We start from the raw sequence: 11377 nt of genomic DNA on the forward strand, positions 1-11377 counted from the left end.
CGTTGACCTGCTGGTGTGTCGAAGCTTATGACTCACCGTAGGCCCGTTCGGTTCCGGTCCACAACAGCACCACCCTGGTCAGGCGTCGCGCAGTGACCGAATGCGCCCGAGCAGTGCCTCAGCGCGGTCGCGGCCGTCGGAGACGTCCTTCAGGCGCTTCGCGACGACCGAGATCTTCTTCGCCCGCTCCTGCGCGCCCATCTTGATCGTCTTGTCGACTTCCTTCAGCTCCGCCTCGATCGCGTCGATGCGGCGGCCGAGGGCTTCGTCGAGCGCCATCGACAGCTGCTGTTCGGCTTCGATCAGCTGCTCCGCGACGAGCTGGTCCAAGGTGGACCGCGCGTCGGCGATCGCCTCGACCAGCCATTGCTTCATGTGCTGCTTGTCCGACGCGTGTTTGCGGGTCCGCGCCATCCACCAGCCGGCGCCGAGGCCGATGATGATCGTGGCGGGCAGGATCACCGGGTTCAGGATCGCGACGCCCGCCAGCGGCAGCGCGGCGACCTTCCCGGCGCCGAGACCACCGGAAACACCCATGAAGATGAGCAGTTTGTCCTCGGCCGTCGGCGGCTTCTTGTCCGGCGGGCGCAGGACGACCGGCGGGCCGCCCGCCCTGGCGAACTGGCCGCGGATGATGTCGAGCTCTTCGGCCGAGAACAGCTCCGCGAGGGCGACGTTGGTGACCTGGTTGAGCCGCTGGGAGAGCAGCATCGAGATCCGCTGCGACGTCGTCTGCAGCGCGATGTCGACCTGCTGGGGCAGCGCGGCGAGGTCGTCGCGCTTCGAGCCGTCGATCCGCTGCCGGAAGTGGGTCGACGCGTCGCGCATCTGCCTGCTGGTCTCGTGTCCGACCTCGACCCGGGTCCGCTGGATCTCCGCGCGCAGCTTCAGCTGCCAGCCCCGCGTCGACGAGCGGCGTTCGGTGCTCAGGTCGTCGCGGCGCTGGCGCAGCTGTTCCGCCTCGGCCTCGCCGGCGGACAGCGCGCGGCTTTCCGCCTGCGCCTTCGCCTTGAGCTCGGCGAGCGCGCTCGACAGCGCGCGCAGGGTGTTGGCCTCGCCCAGCATCGCCGAGCGGCCGACCAGCATCTCCTGCAGCGCGCCCTGCAGTGCGGCGATCCCGGCCTTCTCGCGCAGCATCATGGCCATCTGCTCGTTCGGGGCCTTGGCCGCCGTCTCGAACATGCGCGCGGAAACCGGGTGGAACACCGCGTCGGCGAACCGGGGCGCGTGCTCGGCGAGCAGCCGCCGGTCGGCTTCGAGGACCTCGCGCCAGCCGCGGAACTGGTCGGTCTTGGTGAGCGCGAACAGCACGGTCTCGACGCGCTCGCCCATGTCGTGCAGGAACTGCAGCTCCTGCGCGGTGAACGGCGAGGAGGCGTCCACGACGAACAGCAGCGCGGTGGCGCCGGCGGCCGCCTCCTTCGCCAGTTCGCCGTGCATCGAGTCGAGTCCGCCGACGCCCGGGGTGTCCACAAGGGACACACGTTCGAGCAGTGGGACCGGGCCGGAGACCTCGACGTAGCGCGGCGGGAGCTGCCCTTCCGGCAGTTCGTGCGCGGCCGAGACCCAGTGGATCAGGTCGTTGAGGTTGATCGGCACCGGCGCGAGCTGGCCGGGGTAGCAGGCCTGCGCCGACCACTGCGCGGCGTGCTCGAAGACGAGGTACGTCGCCGTGGCGACGTCGGCGTCCACAGGGGACAGTCCCGGCATGGAGAGGAGCGCGTTCACGAGGGAACTCTTGCCGCGGTTGGTCTCGCCGACCACCACGACCGACGGCTTCTTCGGCCGTGCCTTCCGGATGTCCTCGACCCATTTCGCGGCCTGAGGATCGGCTTCGCGGACGACGGTGAGCAGCTGCTCGCGCGTACTCTTCACGACCGCGGGCAGGTTGGCCGACGCGCTCGGAGCGGTCACTGGGCCTTCTTCGCGTAGACGATGACGATCGGCGCGCGCAGGACCCGGTCGTGATCGGCGAAGCCGACGACCTCGGTCTCCGCGACGAGCCCTTCGAGTGCCGGGTCTTCGGTCGGGACAGCGCCGCCGGCCTCGTGCACGGCCGGGTCGAACCGCTCGCCGTCCGGGCGCAGGGCATGGACGCCGAGCCCGGCGAGACCGTGTTCGAGCCGCTCGACGACACCGCCGCTGCGGGCGCGGTCGAGGGCGTACAGGCAGAGCTGGATCAGCGCCTGCCTGTCGGCGAGAGCCTGTTCGAGGTCGGCCGGACCCGTGGTCGTGGACTCCACATCGGTCTTCGACGTGGCTTCGACGGCCTCGGTTCCCTCGGAAGGCGAAGTCCCGCCGTCCGCTTCGGCGATGATCGCCGCGATGCTCACGGCCGAGATCTGGCCGGTCGGCACATCGTCCGGGTTCTCCTCGTCGACCGCCTTCTTGCGCAGCCAGGCTCCCACCCGCATCGACCCCCGTTACTGGTGTCCCGGGCTTACCGATCAGCCCGGAGAGATTTCACCAGTGTCGGACACCCGCCCGCCCGCCGGGGGCGAAATCGGCAGAACGGGGCGAAGGAATCTGGTGATGAGCACCTTCATCACCGCGAGTTCCGCCGTCGGATCGAGGTCCGGCTCCAGAATCACGCGAGAGAGCGGCGCGTCGACCAGCGCGACGAGCCAGCTGGCCGCCGTCTTCGGGTCGAGGCCGGGATCGATCCGGCCCGCGTCCACCGCCCGGGTGACGAGGCCGACCAGACCGTCGCGCAGGACGCGGTCGTTGCCTTGGACGAGCCCGGCCAGTTCGGCGTCGCGGGCGCACTGCGCGGCGACCTCGAGGACGAGCCTGGCCGCGACGGGCTGGAGGAGCTGTTCGGAGACCTGGAAGAGGACGTGGAGGATCGCCTCCCACGGGTCTTCGAGTTCGCGGGCGGCCGCGATCAGGGCCGTGGTCTCGTCGCCGTCCTGCTCGAAGATGCCGACGAACACCGCGCGCTTGTTCGGGAAGTAGTGGAACAGGCTGCCGGTGCTGATCCCCGCGGCCCGGCAGATCTCCGCCGTCGTGGTCTTTTCGAAGCCCTTCTCCGAGAAGCACCAGGCGGCGGCGTCGAGGATCGCGCGGCGTTTCGCCTCGTGCTTGGCCGGGTCGACCGTCCTCATTTCACCGCCGGTGGCTCGGCGTGCCACGGGTAGCCGTGCTCGACGAAGGCCTTGGCGACGGCTTCGCGGTCGACGTCGCCCTTCTCCCGCGCCAGCTCCCGGCCGTCGGCGGCGAGCAGGACGAGCTCCTTGCCGTCGAGGAAGACGGCCTGGAGCTTGGCTTCGTAGGCGCGGCTGCGGCCCTTGGCGGTCAGCGTGATGCGGGTCGAGGTCACCTTGACGATGAGCCGTTCGTGCGCCCAGACCGCGGCGAACAGCAGGCCGAGGACCAGGCCGGCGCCGAGTCCGGCGATCGTGCCCCAGGGCTGGGGGATGTCGGAGAAGAGCTGGAACGGACCCTTGAACGGGACCCAGCTCAGGGAGGCCACCCAGCCCGAGATCGACTGGAGGAACCAGCCGAGCGCGGCGCCCGCGAGCGGGCAGCCGAGCCAGGAGGCCGTGCGCAGCCACTGGGGCTCGTCGACGATCGTTTCCATGGTGCCATTATTAGACCGAGCGCTCGGTTTATCAATCCCGGGGTGCTGAAGGGGTATGCGGGACCGGGGAGGGGGAAGCGCGGGTGGCGGGCCGGTCCAGGTGGTCGTGAGTGGCGAGTGTCGTTCTAACGACACTCGCCACTCACGACCACCCCGACCCGCGCGTTCCGTCCTCTAAATGCGGTACTTGCGCGTGCAAACGCGGAAGGGCGTCAGGCCTGCGGGTCGCGGATCTGCTGCCAGATGAGGAAGTACGCCCGGTGCACGACGTGCGCGACGCGGCTCTGGGCGGGCGTCGCGCCGAAGGACGCGAAGGAGCGCCACCAGCCGGCGCGTTCCAGCGCGTGGGCCGCGAGCTCGGCACGGGGAGCGCCCGGCTTGCCGAGCTGGGCGCCGATGTCGGCGTTGCTGCCGACCCGCAGGACCTCCTCGGACAGGTCCTCGGGCATGTCGACGGCGCCGGACGCGACCAGCGTGAGCGCTTCGAGCAGCCGCAGCTGGTGCGCCTCGGGCTTGGCGAGCAGGACCTCGATCGCGTCGTGGACGCGCTGTCGCTCGGCCGGGTCGCCCGACGCGTGGGCCAGCGCGGTGACCGAAGCCAGCGCGGCGGCCGCCTTGATGCCGTCTGCGCGGGCGGCGAAGACGATGCTCAGCCGCTGGCGGACGGCTTCGAGGCCGGAGGCGTCGAGCAGCTTCCGTCGCAGCGAGCCCGCGGTGATCTCCGGCTCCGCCCGGATCGCCTCGACGGCGTACCGGACGCCGAACAGGTCGAGTTTCTCCAGCAACCGCAGCCGGATACCCGACGCGACGTCGCATTCCCAGCTGGTGAAGATGTCCGCCGAGATCAGCATGGTCTCGAGGATGTCGTCGTCCATCCCGGCCAGCTGGCGCAGCGCCTCGGCGTCGGGAGAGGAGAACCCGCCGGACTCGGCCGACTCCGCGATCAGCCCGATCACCGGCAGCACGTCCGCGATCCGCGGCTTCAGCGTCGCGGCCTGCTTCTCCGACAACAGCGTCGCGGCTTTCCACACGTCGCCGCCCGAGCCTTCGACCGACTCAGGCGCGATGGTGTCGGCCTTGTTGAGGACCGCGATCGCGTTGACCGGACCCGCCTCGCGGCTCGCGGTCGCGGCGGTGAACGCGGCCAGCGCCTGCTGGTCGTCGGCGCGCACGCCCTGCGTGACGACGTAGAGCACGGCCTCGGCACCCGCGACGGCGTTGCGCGAGGTGTCGTCCAGCTCGTCCGAACCCTCTTCGTCCTCTTCTTCCGCGTCGTCGGGCTTACGGTGCTTCGCCGCGCCCAGCAGCTGCTCGGTCCGCGACACCGAAGCGGCGTCGAGCGACCCGAGGCCGGGGGTGTCGATGACGGTCATGCCCTGCAGTACCGCGTTGGTGAGGTAGGCCTCGATATGCGAGACCTTGTCGATGTCGATGCCCAGCTCGGCCGGGATCATCCCGTCGGCGGCGAAGGGCAGCACCTGTTTCCGGCCGTCGTTGAAGACGATCTCGACGCGGTCGACGGTGCCGTACTGGAACCGGGTCACCAGCCGGGTGCACTCGCCGACGTCGGTCGGCGCGACCCGGCGCCCGATCAGGGCGTTGACCAGTGTGGACTTACCCGATTTGATCCGGCCGGCGACGGCGACCTGGAGCGGACCGCCCAGCCGTCGCAGCACCTCGGCGAACCCGGCCGCGGTACGCGCGGACACCTGCGGCTGCAGGCGGTGACAGAGATTCGCCACCGACATCGACAGCGGGCCGGCGAGACGGCCCTGCTCCGTCGCTGACGTCACGGCGCCCGCCCCCTCCCAGTCGTCGAGCGTGCCGCCCCGAATCGTGCCATGCCGCTCATCCTCGGGTCGCACCGAAGGTGGTACCGGCGACCGACGCGCGAGCGGTCCGGGCCGACATAGTGTTACCAGGTGCGACGGTTGAGTCTCTGGATGCGTGCCCACCCCATGGCGGGGGACAGTCTCATCGCCGTCGTCCTGTTGCTGACCGACCTGCTGTTCTACGTGGCGGCCGTCGAGACCCCGGAAGTCCCGATGCCGCCCTGGTACGTGGTCGTTCCGCTGGACATCGCGATGGTCGTCCCGCTGGTCTTCCGGCGGAAGGCGACGCTGTGGTCGGCGTACCTGCTGCTGCTGATCGGCATCCCGCACGGGGCGCTGGAGCTGGGCGCGGCCAGCGCGTTCGCGGTGATCATCAGCATCTACTCGGTGCTGGTCTACGTGGGACGCAGGCAGGGGCTGCTGTACCTGCTGGCGACCTTCGTCATCTCCGGTGTCCAGATGTGGGTCGACCCGCCGGAGGACCTGTGGGTGCTGGTGATCATCGGCGTCTTCTCCGCAGCACTGTGCTGGACGCTCGGCGAGTTCGCCGGTGCGAGGCGCGCCTATCACGAGGAGGTGGAAGCCAGGTTGCATCTACTTGAGACGGAACGGGACCAGGCGACCAGGATCGCCGTCGGCGAGGAACGCGGCCGGATCGCCCGCGAGCTGCACGACGTCGTCGCGCACGCGGTGAGCGTGATGGTCGTGCAGGCCGACGGCGCGGGCTACGCGGTCGACGGGAATCCCGAGATGGCGAAGCGGGCCTTGCAGACGATTTCGGAGACCGGCCGCGGCGCGCTCGCCGAACTGCGGCGGCTGCTGGACGTGCTCCGCAGCGACGGTGACGACGAGCCGCGCGTGCCGCAGCCGGACGCCAGCGCGCTGACCGACCTCGCGGACCGGATCCGCCAGGCGGGGGTGCCGGTGACACTGGCGATCGGCTCCGACGCGCTGGAAGGGCTGCCCGCCGGTGTCTCGCTCGGCGTGTACCGGATCGTGCAGGAGTCGCTGACGAACACGCTGAAGCACGCCGGTCAGGGCGCGCAGGCGGAGGTGCTGGTGCGCCGGGAGAAGGACGTGATCGACGTCCGGGTCACCGACGACGGTGCCGGCCGCGCGAAACAACTGGTACCCGCCGCCACGAAGGCGGGTTCGTCCGCCGCGCCGTCGGGACCTCGGAAACTCGCCGTCCCCGGCGGGAACGGATTGATCGGAATGAGGGAACGGGCGAACGTCTTCGGCGGCACGCTGGAGGTCGGCCCCGCTCCCGGTGGAGGGTGGCAGGTGCACGCGAGGCTCCCGGTTAGGTTGGCGACGTGATACGGGTGGTGGTCGTCGACGACCAGGAATTGATGCGCGTCGGGTTCCGGATGGTCCTGGGCGCGCAGGCGGACATCGACGTCGTCGGCGAGGCGGGAGACGGTGCGCAGGCCATCCGCCTGGCCGAGGAACTGCGGCCGGACGTCGTGCTGATGGACGTCCGGATGCCGGTGCTGGACGGGGTCGAGGCGACGAAGCGGATCGTCGAGGCCGGGACGGCGCGGGTGCTCGTGATGACGACGTTCGACCTGGACGAGTACGTCTATTCGGCGCTGCAGGGCGGGGCGAGCGGGTTCCTGCTGAAGGACACGCAGCCGGATCACCTGGTGTCGGCGCTGCGGGCGGTCGCTTCGGGCGACGCCGTCGTCTCGCCTTCGGTGACCAGGCGGCTGCTCGACCGGTTCGTCGGCGGCGGCGGGAAGCCGCTGCGGGACGCGGCCGAGCTCGACGTCCTCACCGAGCGGGAGCGGGAGGTGCTCGTGCTGATCGCGAAGGGCCTCTCGAACCTGGAGATCGCCGAGACGCTGTTCCTGTCCGAGGCGACGGTGAAGACGCATGTCGGGCGGATCCTGTCCAAGCTGGATCTGCGTGATCGGGTGCAGGCCGTGGTGCTCGCCTACGAGACCGGGCTGGCGCGTCCCGGGGTCACCTGAAACCCGGCCGGAAAAGTGGTCATTCGGTGAGCACTTTGCGGTGGATCCTTCTTTTCAGAGCCACTACCTGAGGAGAAGGAAATGTTGCGAGGTCTCACCACCACCACGTTCTACGCCGACGACATGGCTGCCGCGATCGAGTGGTACTCGGACCTGTTCGGGGCCGAGCCGTACTTCGTCCGCAACGGTCCCGACGAGAAGCCGGCGTACGCCGAGTTCCGGATCGGCGACTATCAGCACGAGTTCGGCCTGGTCCGCGGCGACTACCGGCCGCCGCTCGCCCAGCCCGGCCCCGGTGGAGCCATCGCGAACTGGGCCGTCGACAACGTCGAGGACGCCTTCGCGAAGCTGCTTGAGAAGGGCGCGAAGGAGTACGAGCCGATCATCGAGCGCGGTCCGGGCTTCGTGACAGCGGCCGTCGTCGACCCCTTCGGCAACGTTCTCGGCGTGATGTTCAACCAGCACTACCTGGACGTGCTGGCCGGGAAGAAGTAGGCCCCGGCCAGCACGGTCTCAGCGGTACAGGGAGTGGTCGGCCGCCTCCGGGTCCTTGCCCTTGTCCCGGACTTCGGCCATCCACTTGCCGAAGTCCGGGCGTGAGCCGTCGACGTCGGTCAGGCCGTACTCGTTCATCAGCGTCCACGACGCGAGCGTCTTGCCCGCGAACCGCGACACTTCCGGGTCGGTCGCCAGCTTCGCGACCCCGCGCCCGAGCAACGCCGGGGTCTCGGAGATGGCGAAGTCGACCGGGGCGGCCTTGCCCACCGCGTCACGCCAGGTGTCCTCGGTGATCCCGAAGTAGTCGAGCATCGCCTCCGACCGCAGGAAACCCGGCGTGACGGTCATGCCGACGCAGGCGTACTTCTTCAGTTCGGCACCGAGCGCCCTGCCGATCGCGCGGATCCCGCATTTCGCGAGGAAATACGGGATTCCCGCGCCGACGTACTCGTCGTGGTCACCGTCGGTGACCTCGATGACGAGTCCGCCCTCCCGCCGGACGACCAGCGGCAGCAACCGGTGCAACGCGATCAGGTGCGTGTCGATCGCGTTGTGCACCAGCGTGAGCGCGTCGTCGAGGCTGGAGTCCCAGTACGCCCCGTCGAAGTCCGCGAACGGGTCGCCGCCCCAGACGTCGTCGACCAGGAGATCGATCCGGCCGTCCACTTCGGACTCGATCCGCGCCTTCAGAGCGTCCACATCGGACACTTCGGTGAAGTCGGTGCGGACGGGGATCCCCCGGCCGCCCGCCGCGTCGACGAGCTCCGCGGTGTCCTCGATCGTCTCCGACCGCTTCATCGGCGACTGCCGGTCCCGCGTCGTGCGGCCGGTGACGAACACCGTCCAGCCGAGCCTGCCCAGTTCCACCGCGATCGCCCGGCCACATCCCCGCGTCGCCCCCGTGACGACGGCCACTTTCCGGTCCATTCAGGACACTCCTTTCCACGCGGTCAGCACCGCGTCCACGTCTTGCCCCATTCGGTCGACGAACCGGCCCTTCGGCCGGATCGACCAATCCAGCGCGGCCCCGTTCGCCACCCCCAGCAGCACTCGCGCCGCACGGACGACCCCCGGCGCACCCGGCAGGTCACGCGCCGCGACCCGCGTCAGCCGCCGCAGTTCCGCTTCCACGGCGGTGAAATGTTCACCCAGCAGGGCGCGGAGGTCCGGATCACCGATGTCCACTCCCAACTGCCCGAGGTGGTTCGCCGCGGTCTCCGCCGTCCCCAAGCCCTCGTAGATCACGACGACCGCCGCGCGCAGGGCCTCCACGGGATCGGCCAGTTCGCCGCAGTCCCGCATCAGCCTTACGACGGACTGCGTGTTCAACCGGCTCAACGCCTGCAAAAGGCCGTTTTTCGAGCCGAACCGCTGGGCGACGGTGCCGACCGCGACCCCGGCCTCCGCCGCTACCTGGGCCAGTGTGAAACCCGGGCCGACCATGCCGATCACGGTCCCCGCCGCGGTCAGCAGCCGCTCGTCGGTGATGGTGCGAGGTCTCGCCATGTCATTATTGAACCACGGTTCATTAACCCTGACGATTCAGGGTCACTCTCAGGGGTGTCACCGATCGCGTACGCCGTCGGGAGACGGCAAGCTACTTCTCAGGTCGGGTACCGGGTTGGCACCTCAGGATGACGCGCTCGGCCACCCACATGAACGACGATTGTTCTCGCAGTCGCCGAGGGGAGCAGACATGATCGAGGCAGCGGGCCTCACCAAGCGGTACGGCAAGACACTGGCGGTGAACAACCTGTCCTTCTCCGTCGAAGGCGGGAAGGTCACCGGATTCCTCGGCCCCAACGGGGCGGGCAAGTCGACGACCATGCGGATGATCCTCGGCCTGGACAACCCGACCTCGGGTCAGGTGCGCATCGGCGGCAAGCTCTACCGTGAGCTCAAGGAGCCGCTGCGGACGGTCGGCGCGCTGCTGGACGCCAAGTGGGTGCACCCCAACCGATCGGCGCGGGCGCATCTGCAGTGGATGGCGAAGTCCAACAAGATCCCGGCGGGCCGGGTCGACGAGGTGCTCGAAACCGTCGGGCTCACCAGCGTCGCCGGAAAGCGCGCCGGCGGCTTCTCCCTCGGTATGTCGCAGCGACTGGGGATCGCGGCCGCGCTGCTGGGTGACCCCGAGGTCCTCCTGTTCGACGAGCCGGTCAACGGGCTCGACCCCGAGGGCATCCTCTGGATCCGGAAGTTCATGCACCGGCTGGCCGACGACGGCCGCACGGTGTTCGTTTCCTCGCACCTTCTCTCGGAGATGGCGCTGACCGCGAGCCGGCTGGTCGTGATCGGCAAGGGACAGCTGATCTCCCAGTCCTCCACCGAGGACTTCGTGTCACGGGCCGCCGAGAACACGGTCAAGGTCCGGTCGCCGCAGCTGCCCACGCTGCGCACCGTGCTGACGCAGGCGAGCGCCCAGGTCACCGACGCCGGACAAGCGCTCATCGTGTCCGGTTTGGACAGTGACAAGATCGGCGAGATCGCCGCGGCCAACCAGATCGTGCTGCACGAGCTCAGCCCGCAGACCGGCTCCCTGGAGCAGGCCTTCATGCAGATCACCGGCGATTCGGTCGAGTACCACACCGGTCTCGAAACCGAAGCCGCCGAAGTGGTCGCCGCCGCCCAGTAGCCATTCACTCTCTTGAGGAAAGAAAAGCCATGACTCTGCTCGCCGTGGAACGCATCAAGCTGTTCACCACACGCTCACCCTGGTGGTGTGCGCTGATCGCCCTCGCGGTCGTGATCGGCTTCGCCGCCATCTTCGCCGGGGCCTTGCCGGCAGGCGAATTCACCGACGTCTCGAACACCCAGTTCGGCTACACCTTCGGCATGACCGTGATCATGGTGCTGGCGGCGCTTTCGGTGACCACCGAATACCGCTTCGGCACCATCCGCACCACCTTCCAGGCCGTGCCGAACCGCAAGTCGGCGCTGCTGGCGAAGACCGGCGTCGTCGCGCTGCTCTCGCTCGTCGTCGGCGAGGTCGCCGCGTTCGCCGCCTGGGGTCTCGCCTCGGCCATGCGGCCGGAAGACCTCATGCTGAACACCGCCGCGGAGTGGACCAGCGTCGCCGGTGTCGGCGTCGTGTTCGCCCTCGCCTCGGTGATCGCGGTCGCCGTCGGCATCCTGATCCGGCAGAGCGCCGGCGCGATCTCGCTCCTGCTGATCTACACCCTCGCGGTGGAGAACCTGATCCGGCTCATCCCGAAGATCGGCCAGGACATCTACGAGTGGATGCCGTTCCACGTCGCCGACCGGTTCATCACCGGTTCGGGTCCCGCCGTCGCGGACGCGCCGTTGAGCCAAGGTGGGTCGCTGGCCTACTTCGCGGGCTTCGCGCTTGTGATGCTGATCATCTCGCTGGTCGTCGCCGAAAAGCGCGACGCGTAGGAAACTTCCACAGGGGAGAAGCCGGACGTTCGCTCGGGGGAGCCGGGCGTCCGGACGGGGAGAAAAAGGGGAACAAGGACCGGGCCGCCCGTCGGGGG

12 protein-coding genes are annotated in these 11377 nt (G+C 69.3%); 5 read left to right on the top strand and 7 right to left on the bottom strand.

From position 1 onward, the window contains the following. Positions 1 to 78: 78 nt before the first annotated feature. The 5 genes from ACFOSH_RS12415 to ACFOSH_RS12435 form a co-directional block, all read right to left on the bottom strand. Positions 79 to 1914, bottom strand: coding sequence for a dynamin family protein (locus ACFOSH_RS12415; RefSeq protein ID WP_378238951.1), 1836 nt, complete (start codon positions 1912 to 1914; stop codon positions 79 to 81). After that, positions 1911 to 2414: a nucleotide exchange factor GrpE gene (grpE, locus tag ACFOSH_RS12420; protein WP_378238952.1), complete on the bottom strand. Its 504-nt coding sequence runs from the start codon at positions 2412 to 2414 to the stop codon at positions 1911 to 1913. Before grpE ends, ACFOSH_RS12415 begins: the two co-directional genes overlap by 4 nt. Before the next feature lie 33 nt (positions 2415 to 2447). After that, on the bottom strand, positions 2448 to 3104 hold the full coding sequence (locus ACFOSH_RS12425) for a TetR/AcrR family transcriptional regulator (RefSeq protein ID WP_378238953.1): 657 nt from the start codon (positions 3102 to 3104) through the stop codon (positions 2448 to 2450). Then, on the bottom strand, positions 3101 to 3580 hold the full coding sequence (locus ACFOSH_RS12430; protein ID WP_378238954.1) for a YqeB family protein: 480 nt from the start codon (positions 3578 to 3580) through the stop codon (positions 3101 to 3103). Before ACFOSH_RS12430 ends, ACFOSH_RS12425 begins: the two co-directional genes overlap by 4 nt. A gap of 212 nt (positions 3581 to 3792) precedes the next feature. Further along, positions 3793 to 5328, bottom strand: a complete 1536-nt coding sequence (locus ACFOSH_RS12435) for a dynamin family protein (protein ID WP_378239169.1) — start codon at positions 5326 to 5328, stop codon at positions 3793 to 3795. Positions 5329 to 5523: 195 nt separating this feature from the next. On the opposite strand from ACFOSH_RS12435, the gene ACFOSH_RS12440 reads away from it, so the two are divergent. From ACFOSH_RS12440 to ACFOSH_RS12450, 3 genes are all read left to right on the top strand, one after another. After that, positions 5524 to 6732 (top strand): sensor histidine kinase, encoded by a 1209-nt coding sequence (locus tag ACFOSH_RS12440; RefSeq protein ID WP_449224180.1) that lies wholly within the window; start codon positions 5524 to 5526, stop codon positions 6730 to 6732. After that, complete coding sequence (locus tag ACFOSH_RS12445) at positions 6729 to 7385, top strand: response regulator (RefSeq protein WP_034314242.1); 657 nt, start codon at positions 6729 to 6731, stop codon at positions 7383 to 7385. The genes ACFOSH_RS12440 and ACFOSH_RS12445 overlap by 4 nt, the downstream gene beginning before the upstream one ends. Before the next feature lie 81 nt (positions 7386 to 7466). Further along, entirely contained in the window at positions 7467 to 7880 is a 414-nt protein-coding gene (locus ACFOSH_RS12450; protein ID WP_378238956.1) for a VOC family protein, read from the top strand. An 18-nt stretch (positions 7881 to 7898) separates the two neighbouring features. On the opposite strand, the gene ACFOSH_RS12455 is transcribed toward ACFOSH_RS12450, so the two are convergent. Both ACFOSH_RS12455 and ACFOSH_RS12460 read right to left on the bottom strand, forming a co-directional pair. Beyond that, the gene (locus ACFOSH_RS12455; protein WP_378238957.1) at positions 7899 to 8810 is read right to left on the bottom strand and encodes an SDR family NAD(P)-dependent oxidoreductase; all 912 of its coding nucleotides are present in this window, start codon (positions 8808 to 8810) and stop codon (positions 7899 to 7901) included. Beyond that, positions 8811 to 9389: a TetR/AcrR family transcriptional regulator gene (locus tag ACFOSH_RS12460; protein ID WP_378238958.1), complete on the bottom strand. Its 579-nt coding sequence runs from the start codon at positions 9387 to 9389 to the stop codon at positions 8811 to 8813. Positions 9390 to 9579: 190 nt separating this feature from the next. Between ACFOSH_RS12460 and ACFOSH_RS12465 the strand changes: the two genes are divergently transcribed. Both ACFOSH_RS12465 and ACFOSH_RS12470 read left to right on the top strand, forming a co-directional pair. Beyond that, complete coding sequence (locus ACFOSH_RS12465; RefSeq protein WP_378238960.1) at positions 9580 to 10518, top strand: ABC transporter ATP-binding protein; 939 nt, start codon at positions 9580 to 9582, stop codon at positions 10516 to 10518. Positions 10519 to 10547: 29 nt separating this feature from the next. After that, positions 10548 to 11279: an ABC transporter permease gene (locus ACFOSH_RS12470; RefSeq protein ID WP_378238961.1), complete on the top strand. Its 732-nt coding sequence runs from the start codon at positions 10548 to 10550 to the stop codon at positions 11277 to 11279. Positions 11280 to 11377: the final 98 nt, after the last annotated feature.

Origin of the sequence: Amycolatopsis speibonae (assembly GCF_042647925.1) — a bacterium.
GTDB classification, from domain to species: Bacteria; Actinomycetota; Actinomycetes; order Mycobacteriales; family Pseudonocardiaceae; genus Amycolatopsis; species Amycolatopsis speibonae.